The sequence below is a fragment of the Bifidobacterium vespertilionis genome (assembly GCF_008698145.1).
GTDB classification, from domain to species: domain Bacteria; phylum Actinomycetota; class Actinomycetes; order Actinomycetales; family Bifidobacteriaceae; genus Bifidobacterium; species Bifidobacterium vespertilionis.
Genome location: NZ_RZNZ01000005.1, coordinates 103,951 through 119,909, shown reverse-complemented (window position 1 = coordinate 119,909; position 15,959 = coordinate 103,951). Strand labels below are relative to the sequence as shown.

Annotated in this window: 13 protein-coding genes and 1 pseudogene; 3 read left to right on the top strand and 11 right to left on the bottom strand. The window is 60.7% G+C overall.

Annotated elements, in window-relative coordinates; all coding sequences use genetic code 11:
• Positions 1–147 precede the first annotated feature (147 nt).
• Positions 148–600 (top strand): RrF2 family transcriptional regulator, encoded by a 453-nt coding sequence (locus EMO90_RS05020; protein ID WP_150353779.1) that lies wholly within the window; start codon positions 148–150, stop codon positions 598–600.
• A gap of 46 nt (positions 601–646) precedes the next feature.
• Here EMO90_RS05020 and EMO90_RS05015 read toward each other — a convergent pair whose 3' ends face one another.
• The 10 genes and pseudogenes from EMO90_RS05015 to EMO90_RS04965 form a co-directional block, all read right to left on the bottom strand.
• On the bottom strand, positions 647–1,321 hold the full coding sequence (locus EMO90_RS05015) for a hypothetical protein (RefSeq protein ID WP_150353780.1): 675 nt from the start codon (positions 1,319–1,321) through the stop codon (positions 647–649).
• A gap of 8 nt (positions 1,322–1,329) precedes the next feature.
• Positions 1,330–1,779, bottom strand: coding sequence for a MarR family winged helix-turn-helix transcriptional regulator (locus EMO90_RS05010; RefSeq protein ID WP_150353781.1), 450 nt, complete (start codon positions 1,777–1,779; stop codon positions 1,330–1,332).
• A 2-nt stretch (positions 1,780–1,781) separates the two neighbouring features.
• Entirely contained in the window at positions 1,782–2,237 is a 456-nt protein-coding gene (locus EMO90_RS05005) for a hypothetical protein (RefSeq protein WP_150353782.1), read from the bottom strand.
• 479 nt (positions 2,238–2,716) lie between these two features.
• A complete protein-coding gene (locus tag EMO90_RS05000; protein WP_223849716.1) occupies positions 2,717–3,958 on the bottom strand; it encodes an ATP-binding protein in 1,242 nt (413 codons plus the stop codon).
• A 461-nt stretch (positions 3,959–4,419) separates the two neighbouring features.
• On the bottom strand, positions 4,420–6,660 hold the full coding sequence (locus tag EMO90_RS04995; protein ID WP_150353784.1) for a YhgE/Pip domain-containing protein: 2,241 nt from the start codon (positions 6,658–6,660) through the stop codon (positions 4,420–4,422).
• Complete coding sequence (locus tag EMO90_RS04990; protein WP_150353785.1) at positions 6,660–9,302, bottom strand: YhgE/Pip domain-containing protein; 2,643 nt, start codon at positions 9,300–9,302, stop codon at positions 6,660–6,662. The genes EMO90_RS04995 and EMO90_RS04990 overlap by 1 nt, the downstream gene beginning before the upstream one ends.
• A 39-nt stretch (positions 9,303–9,341) precedes the next feature.
• On the bottom strand, positions 9,342–9,863 hold the full coding sequence (locus EMO90_RS04985; protein WP_150353786.1) for a hypothetical protein: 522 nt from the start codon (positions 9,861–9,863) through the stop codon (positions 9,342–9,344).
• A gap of 11 nt (positions 9,864–9,874) precedes the next feature.
• A pseudogene (locus EMO90_RS04980) lies at positions 9,875–10,629 on the bottom strand (IS5 family transposase).
• An 80-nt stretch (positions 10,630–10,709) separates the two neighbouring features.
• On the bottom strand, positions 10,710–10,904 hold the full coding sequence (locus EMO90_RS04970) for a hypothetical protein (RefSeq protein ID WP_150353788.1): 195 nt from the start codon (positions 10,902–10,904) through the stop codon (positions 10,710–10,712).
• A 1,198-nt stretch (positions 10,905–12,102) separates the two neighbouring features.
• Positions 12,103–12,606, bottom strand: a complete 504-nt coding sequence (locus tag EMO90_RS04965) for a MerR family transcriptional regulator (protein WP_223849717.1) — start codon at positions 12,604–12,606, stop codon at positions 12,103–12,105.
• Between the two features lie 222 nt (positions 12,607–12,828).
• On the opposite strand from EMO90_RS04965, the gene EMO90_RS04960 reads away from it, so the two are divergent.
• Positions 12,829–13,689, top strand: a complete 861-nt coding sequence (locus EMO90_RS04960) for an aldo/keto reductase (RefSeq protein ID WP_150353789.1) — start codon at positions 12,829–12,831, stop codon at positions 13,687–13,689.
• Positions 13,690–14,035: 346 nt separating this feature from the next.
• On the opposite strand, the gene EMO90_RS04955 is transcribed toward EMO90_RS04960, so the two are convergent.
• Entirely contained in the window at positions 14,036–14,914 is an 879-nt protein-coding gene (locus tag EMO90_RS04955; RefSeq protein WP_150353790.1) for a LysR family transcriptional regulator, read from the bottom strand.
• Positions 14,915–15,083: 169 nt separating this feature from the next.
• Between EMO90_RS04955 and EMO90_RS04950 the strand changes: the two genes are divergently transcribed.
• Entirely contained in the window at positions 15,084–15,932 is an 849-nt protein-coding gene (locus EMO90_RS04950; protein WP_150353791.1) for an SDR family oxidoreductase, read from the top strand.
• Positions 15,933–15,959 lie beyond the last annotated feature (27 nt).

Genomic DNA, 15,959 nt, shown 5'->3' with positions numbered 1-15,959 from the left:
GATTCCGCAGGTGTTGGATTTCCGACGACCCAGTAATGTAATATTTAGAATTACATTAAACCATATCGTGACGCCGGGATATCGTCAACACAGCAGCGTCGCAACGCGTGAACATATGGGACGACGGCACGAAGGACGGGAGAACACATGCACATCAGCATGAAATGCTCAGTGGCGGTGCACTGCCTCATCTTCATGAACGAGGCCGGCAGCGACGACCGCGTCACCAGCACGCTGCTGGCCGAAAGCACTGGTTGCAACCCGGCAAGCATCCGGGCGCTCTTCGCCGCGCTCAAAAAAGCCGGCATCATCGACGTCCAACGCGGCAACGTCGGTGCACACCTGATCCAAGACCCCAAGGATGTGACGTTGCTCGACATCCAGAACGCCGTCGAACCCGATGGACTGGCCACCATGATCGGCGTCCACCAATACAAGGGACAGTCATGCCCCGTGGCGCGGAACATCCACGCCACGCTCGGCCCCTCCTACGAGAAGATCGAACACGCCACAGCCGAGGCCATGCGCTCCATCACGCTGGCGGACATCATCGACGACTACCACGCCCGGCTGGGCGACAAACCAACGCGGCTTCAATGACACGGCGGAGGACTACAGGCCAAATGTGGGAGACGAACGGCGTCAGCTACAGGAGATAATCGCCAGTGAGCAAATAGACTGTCGCGTCTGCAGCCAGCAGGATGGCGACAACGATCAGCACGCCATGCAGCACGCGGTTGAACATCGTCAGGTTCCGTTCCTCCCACTCGTCCAGTCTGGCGGCGAGCGAGTCAAGACGATTGCATTGGATGGCGGCATACACGACCATCGCCAGGCATTGACTGACCACGAACCACAGGGCCAGCAACAGCGCGGCCGTGACGACGCTACGCGATTCCCCTCCGATGAGCATCACCGCATAGAACGTGGGATCGGTGAACGAGGTGACCGCGAACACGAAGCCCATGGCGACATGCCCCAACGCACCGCCGCGGGCGTTTTCACGCGGTTCTTTCTTCTCGCGACCGGAACCGGCGAAGACCCGTTTCGCCACCCATATCAGGATGACGATGGATACGGCGAATTCTGCGAGCGCCCAGAACTGACTGTTGTCATCAGGCAGGACGCTTTGCAGAAAATCGGCTGCAGCAGCCCCCATCGACGCCGCGAGCACCGTGCCGACAAGAATTGTGAAGATTGCGAACGACAGGAAGAACCATGTGATTCGGGATTTCTTCTCCCCTCGCAGCCTCATCGACATCATGTACACCGCGGTGATGGGATCGATGCCGAGCACTCCCAGCCCGACCGTATTCAGCATCCGGTGAATCAACGCGCAGCCTCCAGCTCGTCGATCTTGCGGCGGAAGGAGTCAAGGTATCGGTTCACCAGCCGCAATATCGCCTGCCGGTCCTCGACCGACATCTCGTCGAACACCTCACTTTCGGCGCGTTCGACCGGCAGCACCCGCTCGCGCATCACGCGCTCCCCCTGCGCAGTCAGATGCATGCGCATCTCCCGACCTTCGCCTTGGCGTAGTTCGATCAGCCCGTCCTGCACCATCCTTCTGACGGACGAGTTCACCGTCTGCTTGTTCAGGCACGCGTACCGGCACACGGCGGTCTGGGTGCATCCCTCCCCCAGGACCAGCATCGCCTGCAGGATGCCGTACGCGCTGTCGGACAGCCCGCGCGCGACGGCTATCTCATGGTAGAGCCCATCGATCTGCCGGTTCAGCCGATCGAACTCCCGCAAGGTCTCGTTCTGCCTGAATTCCATGATCACGCCTTCCGCCCACATTTCGAGTATGAAATCATACTCGTAGAGTAGTATGATTTCATACCCATGTCAATATTCACGTCCCAAGACCATTGCCAGCACAGGAGCACTGCACGACGGGGGCGAGAAGGCAACCCGCCGACCGTGGGACGCAGCACATCCTGCGCATCGTAGGCCAGCACACGGCGATTGACCATCAATTGCTCATCGCTCATGGATGCAGTGCCGCCAAACGACCCCCCTCGCTGGATATTCAACCATCCGTTCAACAGGGTCTGGTCCAAATCATCCACTGTGGCTTCGTCGACAATGGCGACATCGTTGCGGGCCATCCGGTACTGGTTCTCCATGAACCGATCGATCTCGTACATCGTCATCTTGTAGTCGCCGTCGCCGGTGCGCAGATACGAACCCTTGGGCCTGCCGTCCTTGCGGATGTAGCAAGGCTTCTGGCGCACGTCCAGTTCGGGGATATTGGAGGGCTAGGGGACAAACCGTGGGTCTTGTTCGCGGGTTTTGTTTGCGGGCCTTATCGGCGTACCGCCGATTAGCGTGGTTGGCCACAAGCGTTTCGACCGCGAGTCTTCGTCTTCTTCGTCTTCTCGCGGCCTATCTCGCAGTTGTGTGTAGCAACACGGGCACACCGCAGACACCCCAGGCCCCAGAACCGGTAAAAATGGCCATTTCGCACCATGCCGATACCAGCATTCCCGCCGTACGCTACGGCAGACTACACACAACTGCAAAATAGGCCGCAAAACAGGCTCCGCAACAAGGGGTTAAAGGGCTCAAGGCCAAACCGTGTTCAAACTGTGGGCCCTATCCGCCCCACCCGCATGCCGTCCGCTTGCTGTCTCACCCAAGTGCGCTGCTGGCGTGTCGTTGGCTAGTTTGGGCGCCCCAGCCCATCCGCGCCCATCATCATGTCGTTCATCGCTCACGCCGCCAGACCATCCGGGTCGAGCAGGAAATCGTAGACGCTCATCGTGAGGATGCCGTGCTCATCACGGACCGGCTTGACCACGTCTCGCACGAGGATAATCTTCTGGAAGCTGTCATCGATGCGGAGCAGCGACGCTTTCTCCTGCGCGACCTTCTCCGGCGTCGGCAACTGATACGCGGATTGGATGTAATAGCGCCAGTTGCCGAGATTCGCCACGAAATCGACCTCCAGCTGCTTGCGGTATGGCTTGCCCTCGTTGGTTCCACGCTGCTCGACCACGCCCACGTCGACATTGAAACCGCGCATGCGCAGTTCGTTGTACACGATGTTCTCCATGATGTGAGTCTGCTCGATCTGGCGAAATCCCAGCCGCGCATTGCGCAATCCCATGTCTTCGAAGTAATACTTCTTCGGACTGCCGATGTACTTGCGGCCCTTGACATCGAAGCGCCTCGCCTCCTCGATGACGAACGCCTCCTCAAGATACTCGATATATTGCATGATGGTGTTTGCGCTGATGCGGGAGTGCAACATGCTGTCGAATGTGGCCTTGATTTTGGGAGGATTGGTCAGGGCCCCGATGGAGGATGCCAGCACGTCCACCAAGTCGTCAAGCTCCTGCGATCTGCGCAGCCCGTTGCGGGCGACGATGTCCTTGAGATAGGTCTCCGCGAACAGGTTCTTCAGGTACAGCGACTTCTGTTCGTCGGTCTTCATGGACAGGGTGAGCGGCATGCCACCAAACATCACGTATTCGGCCCAGCCATGCTGAACATCGCCTTCATACGCCTGCATGAATTCGGCGAATGACAATGGGCGGACGCGGATTTCGTCGCCACGACCACGAAACTGGGTCATCACATCAGTGGACAGCATCTTCGAGTTGCTGCCCGTCACATACACGTCCACATTACGCATGCGTAGCAGGCCGTTGAGCACCCCGTACAGCTGTGGCGGCTCGTCGCTCCGTAGTTCTTTGTCCGAAATCGCGTACTGCACCTCATCTAGCAGCACATAGTATGGTTCGCTGCGATTCACGATGCGGGACTTCACATAATCGTATAGCGAGAGCGGGTCGCGGTAACGTGCATACATCAGGTCATCCAGCGCGATTTCGATGATGTGGTCATCATCCACACCCTGTGCGCGCAGATGTTTCTCGAACAGTTCGAACAGCAGGAAGGTCTTGCCACAGCGTCTCGCGCCGGTGACGACCTTGACCATGCCGTTGCCCATGCGCACAATGAGATCGTTCAGGTATTTGTCCCGTGATATGAGCATCAAATCCCCCAATCGCCACTCGTGCTCTCGCGCTTTTCACTGAGTGATTATGACATTTATGTCAGTTTCACGCAATAGAGAGCGACGAAAGGCGGACACGGATTTCAATGGAGGATGCACACGAACAAAGGCACCGGATGCCAGACGAGGAATGCGCTCCGTCACGAATCACCACGCAATCACCGTCCAGCATCGCGAACACCCAACTCCCGATTGGCGACGGCACAGTGATCGGCGCGGGCTCGGTCGTCACACATGCTATTACCGCCAACGCCAAGCGGCAGTAAAGCTAAGCCCCGATGAAAGTTAGGGTCTCGCATCCTCCGCCATCGCCCTTTCCCCAAAGGAAAAGGGCTTTTTTCATTGCCCAAACGACACATCAGCTGACTGCTCAGCAGATCTTCTTTCAATCCGACTCAATTCATCGCCATCGTGCTGGAGACCAGCTTGTTGGTCTTCGCCATGGCGCGGGTCACCGGCGTGTAGAGCACGAAGCCGATGAGCAAGGCGACCACGAGATAGATGCCCATGCGACCCATCTGCTCCCAGTAGACGTTGCCGTAGAACCCGCCGACGGTCTCCCTCAACGCGGTGATGCCGTGCGAGAACGGCAGGTAGGGGTACAGCTGCCTGAACCCGCCCGGGAGCATCTCCACCGGGAACGTGCCGCCGATGCCGGCGATCTGCGAGACCATGAGCGCGGCGCAAATCACCTTACCGACGGTGCTGAACACGGCCGACAGCGTGTAGACGAGCGTCGAGCTCACCAGCGACGACCACCACAGGCATAGCATGAACAGGAACGGATTCTCCGCCTGCGCACGCAGATACAGCAGGTCGCCGAGCCCCAGCACGGTGGTTTGCGCCAGCGAGAACGCGACGAAGGTGAGGCCGCGGCCCAGATACAGCTGCCACGGCTTCGGATGGTCCAAGGTCGCGGCGATCTTGTCCGATACGTTCGCCTTGAGGACGATGCCCAGGAACATCGCGCCGACCCAGATGGCCAGCAGCGTGTAGAACGGGGTCATCGCGGAGCCGTTGTTCGCGATCGGGTACACGGCTATGCGCTTTGTCGTGACGGGCGTGGTCATCGCCAGGGCAATGGTGTCCGTGGGTTGGGAGAGCAGTTTGCGCACCTCGTCCACGCCGCCGGATGTCATGGCCTCGTCCAGCTTATCGGCGGTCTCGCCGAGTTTCTTCGATTGCTCGAGCAACGTGTCATGCGCCGTGTTGATATTATCCGTCACCTCACGGATGTCAGTCAGCGCACCGGCCGAGCCGCTGCCGTCGGTCTGACCGGCCACGGCGGCGAGCGTCGTGGTGGCCTCGTCGACCAATGCCTTGGCATCCGCGCCGGTCCGCTTGGCGGAGTCGGTCACGCCGGAGAGCGTGGCGACGACGTTGTTCTGGTACGACTTGTTCAGATCGCGGATCGACTGCGCGCTGGCCTGCGCCTGCGCGGCGATGTCCTTGCCGGCGTCGGTGATCGTCTGCCCCTTGGCTTCGGCCTGGTCCGCGGCGTCGTTGATCTTCGTGTCGGTGTCGTTGAGACGTGTGAGGGTGCGGTCCACATCAGCGATGGCCCGGTCGATCGAGGCCTTGGCCGGTTCGGTGTGCAACGATTCCCTGATGGAGACCAGCGTATTGCGGTATTGGGTCAGGCTCGCGATCATTGGCCTGACGCGGTTCGTGGAGATCTCGCGCAGGGCCACCGCAGTGTTGGCGGCTCCCTCGGCGGGTTTGCCCAGCGTCTCCTCGGCGTTGTCGCCGACGGTATCGAAGGCGTCCGCCGCGGAATCGAGTCCGTTGGTCATGTTCTCGTTGATGCGGTCGATCGACGTGGATGCGTCTCCAAGCTTGCCGGTGATGCCGTCCATGTCAACGGTGGAGGATTGCAGCGACCGCTTCGTCCGTTCCATCGACTTGCCGGATGCGTCGAGCAGGGATGCCGCGGAATCGGCGAGATCCGCGTAGCTCGAAGCGAGATCGGCAGCGTCGGCGAGATCGCTTGATTGCTGCCGCAGATTGGCACTCAATGCACTGATGGATCGTGTGCTCTGGTCCGTGTCGAGATAGGCGGACACGGAATCAAGCATGCCGGCGGCGGCCTGAGCAACGGCCGAGGTGAGGGTGTCGCTGATCTGCTGACGTACGGTGGAGGCGCCCTGATCGGTGACGGTGGAGCCGATGGGATTCTTCTTGGGGTTGGAGTAGTAGACGAGCTGAGCCTGTCGCTCCTTGGTCTCGCCTACCTTCGCGGAGTCCGATGCCCCTTCGTTCAGTAGAGAGAACAGGTCTGTGCTGAAGCCCTCGGGAATCACGATGGCCGCGTAGTATTCGCCGGATTCCACGCCACTCTTGGCCTCATCCTCGGTCACGAACGTCCAGTCGAGGCTGTCGTTTGCCCTGAGAGCATTGGCGACCTGATCGCCCACGTTGACCTTCGCCGGCAGCAGGTCGCCCTGATAGCCCTTGTCCGAGTTGGCGACGGCGACCTTCATGCCGCCGGTGTTGCTGTATGGATCCCAGTTGGCGTAGATGTTGAACCATGCGTAGAACGACGGCATGAGGATCAGGCCGATGGCGATGATGAGCGCGATCACGCTGCTGCGGATGTGCCGCATATCGGTGCGGAATATGGTCCATACGTTCCTCATCAGTGGACATCCTTTCCGTTGGCATTGGTCCTGTTGGCATTGGCCTCGACGCCGGCGCCCTCATTGATATTGCCCCCGTCGCCGGCGTTCCCCGCGGCATGCCGGGCGACGCTTCCGCCGGCGTTTCCTGCGATGCCGTCGGCTATCACGGCGCGCCCGGCGGCCGCTACGGAGCGCAGCAGGCTTTCGGCGCCCATCGTGCTGTCATGTGCCTGTCGCGGTAGGTGAAGGTGGATGTATTCGAGGATGATCAGCGCGACGTCCACCACGATTACCATCGCCAGCCAGGCCACGAGGAATCCGATGCTCGGCCCGACGACCATCATGACGATGAGGAACACGACGGGGATGATCCAGATAAGATGGAACCCGATGCGCACCAGATGCGGGTACAGCCGCTCGAACTTCCTCGCCCGGCGTCGTACGCCGGCGCCCCAAGTCGGATCGGCGAGCATCTTGCGCACGGTGATCATGACATTGCGTTCGGAACCGACGATCTCCAATCGCTGCACGTTGACCAAATCGGTATCCGCCAGTTCGCGGTTGAATAGATCATTGAGATTGGCGAGAGCCGGACGGCACAGCATCGCCACGAGCAGGAACACCACGGCGAACATGGAGGTCTGCCAGATGCGCGTCCAGAAGTCCGTGCCATAGAAGCCCCCGATCGATTCGCGCAGCGCCTCGACGCCATACGTGAACGGCAGCATCGGGTACAGCAGCCTGTAGAAGTGGGGCATCATCTCGATCGGGTACATACCGCCCGCGCCCGGCACCTGCAGTATCAGGAAGATCACGCTCAACGCCATGCCGATGTGCCGGAACATCATGACCAGACTGTACGCGATTGAGATATAGGTCATCGAGCATACGATGGTGCCCAGATAGTACGCCCATGGCACGTTGCATTGGATGCCGATGACGAGGTTGCCTGATGCGATGACGATGCCCTGCAGCACCGCAACAACCATGAGTAGCAGCCATCGTCCGAGGAACGCCTGCTTGGGCGTGAGCGCGTCAATGCCTTCCGAATCGGCGTCGTTGCGCAATAGGGTGAGTGCCACGAAGGCGCCCGCCCAGCATGCCAGGTTCGTGAAGAACGGGGCGATGGCGGTGCCGTAGTTCCTCATCGGATAGTACTCGCGGGTCTCCAGACCGACCGGGGATGCGAGGAACGAGGACACCTGATCAGCGTCCACATGCGCAAGGCCCTTGACGCCGGCCCACGCATCGCTCGCCCGAAGGACGGCAAAATCGGCCTGCGTGCGTTGCACCGATGCACCCACGCGATCGAGGGCCTTGCCCGTCTGCCCCATCACCTTGGACGCCGATTCGAGCGTCGTGTCGAGCTGCGCGAGATCGGCATCGATGCGACCAAGCGATTCGGCGGCCCCACCCACGGTTCCGGACAGTCCGACGAGCTGGGTGGAGACACCTGTGAGGGTGGAATCAATCCTGCTCGAAGCGTCCGAGGACAGGCTGGAAAGCCCGTCGGCCTTGCCGTTCAATGCGTCTAGGGAATCGGAGAGCTTCTTGCCGCCCGCCTGCATCGCCGAGGGGATGCCATTGTTCAGTTGCCTCATCGCTTCGATCTGTGCGGCGAGGTCGCTCTGATGCCGTTTCGCCTGTGCGAGGGCGTCCGAGTCTGCGAGCTGCGGGTCGGATTCCATCGCCTCGATCGCATCCCCTAAGGCATCGTTCGCGGATTCGAGAGTGGACAGCGAGGCGTCGACACGCCCGGAGATGTCCGCAGCATTGCCGTTGATGGTGTCCGCCATGCCGTTGATGCGGCCCTTAAGGGAGCCCGCCCCGGACTGTACCTGTCCGATGGTCGTATTCATGGAGTGTTGGAACGCCGACAATCCGGTACGTGCGGAGTCGACGGAGGATGCCGTGTCGTTGACGCTCGTGGAAAGGGCGTCGGCGCGACCGGCGATGCCCGTCATGCTTTGGCGGGCCCTCGTGATTGTCGCTCGCGCATCGGTGATGGAAGATTGCGCATCATTCACTTTTCCGCGGGCCGCCACGATGCTGGATTGGGCTTCGCCCAGCTTACCGTCCAGCTGGTTCGCCGTCCCGTCGAGCCGGTCGTTCATCTTGCCAGCCTCTTCGGAGAGCGTCTTCGTGACGGTCGCGCTGACGGTGGAGACGAACGATTCGTTGATCTGCTGCTCAAGGGCCGCGGCGCCGGACTGCGTCACACGCGGCGCAAGCGTGTTGACCTTCTCGTTGACATAGTAGGACAGTTCGGGGCGCGTGAAGTCGCCCTGTAGCACGCTGGTCAGATCCTTGCTGAAGTCCTCGGGGATCACGATGGCCGCGTAGTATTCGCCGGATTTCACGCCGTTGACGGCGGCTGTCTCGTCCACGAAGCGCCATCCCAGATCGTGGTTGTCCTTCAAGGCGTCCATGGTCTGGTCGCCCACATTCATTTCGGAGCCGTTCACCATGGTTCCCGCATCGTTGTTGACCACTGCGATCGGCACGTCGCCGGTATTCGCATATGGGTCCATGTTCGCCGCAACGTTGAGCCATGCATACAGTCCCGGCACGAAGCATGACGCCAGAACGATGAACACGGCGAAGGGCACCGCGCAGATCCGCTTCACATCGCGGATGAAGACGCGCAACACGTTATGCATGATAGTTGTCCGTTCCCTTGTGGATTCACCTACCGACCGTCACCGCCGCGCCGGATTCGTCTGGGCATCCGCCGATTCGCAGGCCGATGCGCCGATATTCCTAGCAAGCATGGCCAGCCCGATCGCATGCGTGTTGTTGGCCGCGATCCTGACCACAAGGTCGATGGGCTCCCTGCGCCCGCGCCGATACCATTCCTTGAGCGAACCGACGATCCCGGCCGCCAGATACACGAAGTGGTAATCCCGCACGGCTCCGGCCGTCCGCCCGTCCACCGCCGGTCCCACCGGGTCCACCTGCGTTGCGGAAAGAGGGTCGATGAGCTCGTTGCAGTACGCGCCTATGGTATCGATGAGGTCGCCGGAGAGCGCGTCGCCGGACTTGCCGACCACCAACAGGGATGCGGATTCGTTGGCCGCGGCGAACTCGAAGATCTCATGGATGAGGGGCTCGTAATCGTCCTGGAGGATCTCCCTGCGATGACGGGCGATGATGTCCTTGTACGAATCGATGAGCTCGCGTTTGAGCTGATCGAACAGGGCGTAGATGTCCTTGTAGTGCACGTAGGGTGTGTTTACACTAGTTTGTTTTTTGATGGTGTTTTGAGTTGGATGGCGATGAGGATGAGTTGGAGGTTGGCGAGGAAGGTGGCGTCGAGCCTGTCGTAGCGGGTGGCGGCTTTCCTGTAGTGCTTCATGCGGTTGAAGACGCGTTCCACGATGTTCCTGTCCTTGTACGCCTGCCTGTCGTATTCCCATGGGTCCGTCCGGTTCCTCTTGGGCGGCACGACCGGCGTCAGGCCGAACGATTCGGCCAGCAGCCGGGTCGGGTCGCCCTCGTAGGCGCGGTCCATGAGCAGCCTGGCGCCCATGAACGGGCCGAGCGCGGCCATGGAGACGCGGCCGTGGGCCGCGTCGTGCTCGTTGCCCGGGCTCAGGTGGATCTCGACGAGCGTCGACTCGCTGTCGGATACCACGTGAACTTTGGTGTTCCTGCCTCCCCGGGAGATCCCGACGCACTGCGGCCCCCCTTTTTCGGGGCGCCCGTGGCGTGCTGGTGGACCTTCACGCTCGTGGAGTCCATGGCGAGCACCCGCACCTCCACCCCGATGATCCGCTCCTCCTGCAGGGCGGCGAACAGGCGCTCCACCGCGCCGTTCCTGGACCAGCGGTTGAACCGCTGGTAGACGGTGATCCACTTGCCGTAGCAGGCGGGCAGGTCCCGCCACGGCGCGCCGGTGCGGCACATCCACAGCAGGGCGTTGACGAACGTGTAGTTGTCCACCGCCACGTTGCCCCGCTGGCGCGGCAGCAGATGCGCGATCCTCATGAACTGGTCCAACGTGATGTCATACCTCGGCGTACACATACCCCAATTATCACACAAAACCCAAATAGTGTAAACACACCCTAGAACGTCGCCCGGTTGACGTCCGCGAGACGGGTGAGCTCCATCACCGAGATCTTGTTGAGCGGCTTGGTCTCCAGCAGCTTGACCAATGCATTCTGCAGCATCGCCCGCGTGCGGCGCGACCGCCTGTCCATGGGCTTGGATTGCCCTTCGTCAGATTCGCCGATACCCGTACGAGTGCCCGCCTCTGCCATTCCGTACCTCCAATGATTCGATCCGTCACGCCACGCTGGTCGAAATATCAGGACCTTCGTTGTTGTGCATGGTCCGTTGTCTCGGCAATATCATAGCAAACACTCTTCGACAACTGTCGATAAACAATGCAACTGTCAAAAAGTAGACCCATCCATTAGATCAGCAACGTGACGCAGGCTGAAAATCCGCAGAGCAGGCACCAACTCATTGACCAACTCATTGACGCCGACCCGCAAATCTTCGCGACACGCCGGAGAGAGCAGCAACTTAAGCGATAAGGCAGTTGGGCGGTACGACGATTTTCGTTGGAATGCCGCCAGTTCCACGGCTGGAAAACGTGAGTCTCGCATCCTCCGCCATCGCCGGAAGTCTTGGTTTCAAAGGCTTCCGGCTTTTTTCTTGGCTTCTTCACGGGGCGCGGTGTTATTACCGTGCGACATGTTCGGAGCTTTTTGTTCCGCGCCGTCCCTCCCCCACTCAGTGCCGTGACGAGGCGTGTGACTGGATGTGTGACCCGGCGTGCGTTGTGACCCGGCGTGCGACATGGTGTGGACACACCCGGTCACGGGGCGTCAAAACCGTTGAAATAAAGCCATTTCAAAACCCCTGTGACCGGGAATGGGCACACCCGGTCACACCCCGCGTCACAACGCACGCCATGTCACGCCCGGCCATGCCCACCCACTCCCGGCCACGCTCGGCCACGCCCGGCCACAAACTGGGCAAATCGGGATCATCGCAACACAAACTGGGCAAATCAGGACGTTCGATTTGCAAACTGGGCAGAACGGAACATCTGGAGGCCGATTTTGGTGTCCAGACGACCAGATCTGCCCAGTTCACAAAACAACAGTCCCGATCTGCCCAGTTTGCGACACAACAGGGGGCACAACCATTACAACCGGACGGAACCCGAAACCACCCCCAAACAAGAGTTGACAAAATATAGGCCCCCGATTTTCCCCACAGCCGACCATTGCTTTGCAATCCGGGGCGGCATCCGATACTGCGTCCCATACACAGGTCCGCAGCAATGTGAGACTTCCAAGAGCCGGGGGAGTCCCCCGGCATTTTTATTTTCAGGGGGGAATCATGGCGGACGTCTCGGTCTTCGCCGACGAAAGCGGCGAACAGGGATTCCAATCCAAGTACTACGCGCTGACGCTGGTGTTCCACAAAAAGGTCCGGAAGCATCAGTTACTGCTTCGATGACGCGATCACAAGACCATTCCAATTCTTGCGCTGCCCATGTCCGATAGGCTGAACCGTCGTCGGGAACAGGTTGCTGTGGTATTCGGCACGACCGGCAAGGATGTCGTCGTAAAGACGCTGCTTGTCGTCAATATAGGCGATGGTCTCGTTGACTTCAGCGAGTTTGGCGAGCAGCGCCTCACGCTTGACGCCGAGCATGCGTTTGCGCTCCGGAATTGAGGACGGCCCCGCCATGCACAGCTGCATGTACCGTTTCATCTCGGAGATCCCCATGCCGCAACGACGCAGATATCCGAGGCCTTGCAACCATGCGATGTCATGCTCGGTGAATACGCGGTGATTGTGCTCGTCTCGTTGCAAGTTCGGCACGAGTCCTTCATTGCAGTAGAACTTCAGCGCCTCGTAGTTCATGCCCGTGCGTGCGCATGTCTCCTTCATCGAATATAGACGCTCGCGCCCATCCTCGTGTTCGTTCGCTTCATCGCCCATCAAAGACTCCCGTCAGCCACTGTCCGCCATATCATCACCTAATCAGACGCCTTCCGCCACCGGTAGCCTCTCCCGGCGTGTCGCGATTTGACCGGTAGCAGCTACCGACTTATACGGTACGAAACCAACGACGGCAACCCGACGCACACCCCACGCCGGACCATATCGGACCGCTGAAGCCGTCGGGAAACAGTCCTCAAAAAGAACCGGAAAGGACACATCATGGAAACCACCACTCTGAAGAACGGCGTTAAGATTCCGAAAATCGGCTACGGCGTCTTCCAGATCGGCAAGGACGAGACGGCGCGCTGCGTGCGCGAGGCCATCGAAACCGGCTACCGGCACATCGACACCGCGCAGTCGTACTTCAACGAATCTGAAGTGGGCGACGGCATCAAGGACAGCGGCATCGACCGCACAGACCTTTTCGTCACCACCAAAGTATGGATCGGCAACTACGGGTACGAGAACACGCTCACATCCATCGACAAATCGCTCGCCAAACTCAAGACCGACTACATCGACCTTGTGCTCCTGCACCAGCCATACTCCGACTACTACGGCGCATGGCACGCGCTCGAGAAGCTCTACCGCGAGGGCGTCGTCCGCGCAATCGGCGTGAGCAACTTCGACCCCGGCCGCGTCGCCGACATGGTCGCGTTCAACGAGATCGCCCCGATGGTCAACCAGGTCGAGACCAACCCGCTCAACCAGCAGATCAAGGCGCACGAGAACATGGCCGCCCGCGGCGTCGCTCAGGAGGCGTGGGCACCGTTCGGCGAAGGCAGGTCCGACATGTTCACGAACCCCACGCTCATGGCCATCGGCGAACACTACGGCAAGTCGGCCGCGCAGGTCATCCTCCGCTGGCTCACACAGCGCGACATTATCGCCCTGCCCAAATCCACGCACATCGAACGTATGAGAGAGAACATCGACATCTTCGACTTCCAGCTGTCAGATGCCGACATGACCGCCATCGCCGCGCTCGACACCGCCACCAGCCTCTTCTTCGACCACCAATCCCCCGAAGCCGTCGACATGATGGTGCGTCTCATCAAGGAACGCGCAGGACGCGAATAACGGCTTTGAGATTATGCAATGTGACGTAGGCTGAAAATCCGCAGAGCAGGCACCAACTCATTGACCAACTCATTGACGCCGACCCGCAAATCTTCGCGACACGCCGGAGAGAGCGGCAACTTAAGCGATAAGGCAGTTGGGCGGTACGACGATTTTTGTTGGAATACCGCCAGTTCTTCGGCATGAAGTTGTGAGTCTCGCATCCTCCGCCAACAGGGTTCTCGGAGCAATCCGGAAGCCCTTTTTCATGCCGGAAACGGCGTCATTTCGGGTTAGCGGGCAGAACGCGGGTCTTATTCTTCGCGCGCTGCTGGCGCGTCACCGATTGACGCGGGCGTCGATGCGACTACAGCACCTCCCGCAACGCCTCGAGGAATGCCTCGGCCGCGGGAGGCATAGGCCGGTCATCCTTCCACGCGATCGCCAGATGCGTGGACACCGCAGGCTCGAAGGGGCGGAAGCACAGGCCGCTCTCCGGCGACGTATCGACCATCCCCCGCGGTCCGACGGCGCATGCATACCCCTCCCGCACGAAGCAGCCGGCGTTGTACATGAGATTCGTCGTGCCGACCACCCGCAGTCGCTTCGCACAACGTCCCAGCCATCCCGACAGGTCGCCGCGGCCCAGCACACCCCGCGGCACGATCAGCGGCACACCATCAAGATCCTGCGGTCCGATTCCGATCCGCCCGGCAAGCGGATGATCGCGGCGCATGAGCAGGCCCATGGGATCGCCGCCCGGCAACGGCACGGATCCGTACCGCCCCATGTCCGCCGGCTGCACAAGCACGCCGAAGTCGGCCAGACCATTGTCGAGGCGCTCCATGATGTTGGCACCGAAATCGTCATGCAGCTGCACCGTGATGTTCGGATGCCGCTCCCGCAACAGCACGGCGGCCCGGGCAACGACGCACATCACCGCGCTCTGAGCGGCGGCGATATGCACGTCGCCGGCGATGTCATGACCGTCCCGCATCTCCGAACGGGCGCGGTCGGCGAGCTCCATGATCTCCCTGGCCCGCCGATACAGCAGACGCCCCTCACTTGTCAGCTCGATCTCACGCGCGCGATTGCCCCGGATGAACAGGGTCACTCCGAGCTCATCCTCAAGACCGCTCATCTGCCGGGACAACGCCGGCTGGCTGATACGCAGCGCATCGGCCGCGGCGGTCATGCCGCCCTCCTCAACCACCGCGATGAAATGGCGCAGCGACCTGAGCTCCATACGCTTCCCCCACATCGAAAGCCATACTGATTATGCATGCATAAAATGCATATATATTAATGATATTACAACATTTGTAATATTAAATCGAAATTTCTACCATTGCTGTCAACCAACGTCCGGAACCGGAACCACGACCGGGCGGACATACCCAATGAAAGGTCAGCACATGGCAGCACCCCATTCCACCCGCAACATCATGATCCTGGTCGGCGCCGGACAGATCGGCATGGCCATCGCCCGCCGCATGGGCTACGGCATGACCATCCTCGTGGCGGACAAGAACCCCGATCATGCCGCCGACATCGCGCAGACCATGACGGACGCCGGCTTCGACGCCCGCCCGGAGACCATGGATCTCGCCTCACGGGAATCCATCGTCGGACTCATCGGCAAGGCGACCTCCCTCGGCGACGTCACCATGCTGGTCAACGCGGCCGGCGTCTCCCCCAGCCAGGCATCCATCGAGACGATCCTCAACGTGGACCTGTACGGCACGGCCGTGCTGCTCGAGGAAGTGGGCAAGATCATCGCCCCCGGAGGCGTGGGCGTGACGATCTCCAGCCAGTCCGGCCATCGCATGAAGCAGCTCACCACCGAGGAGGACCGTCTGCTGGCCACCACGCCCACCGAGGAACTGCTCGGTCTCGACATGCTCCAGCCCGGCAACATCACGGACACGCTGCACGCCTACCAGATGGCCAAGCGCTGCAACGAGAAGCGCGTAATGGCCCAAGCCGTGGCATGGGGCGAGCGCGGCGCGCGGCTCAACTCGATCTCCCCGGGCATCATCGTCACGCCGCTGGCCATCGACGAGTTCAACGGTCCGCGCGGCGACTTCTACAAGAACATGTTCGCCAAATGCCCGGCCGGACGCCCCGGCACGGCCGACGAGATCGCCAATGTGGCCGAACTGCTCATGAGCGAGCGCGGCGCGTTCATCACCGGCACCGACGTGCTTGTGGACGGCGGCGCCACGGCCAGCTACTTCTACGGCCCGCTCAGGCCGACCGAGTGAGCATGCGCATAAGCCCGCAAAGCAACA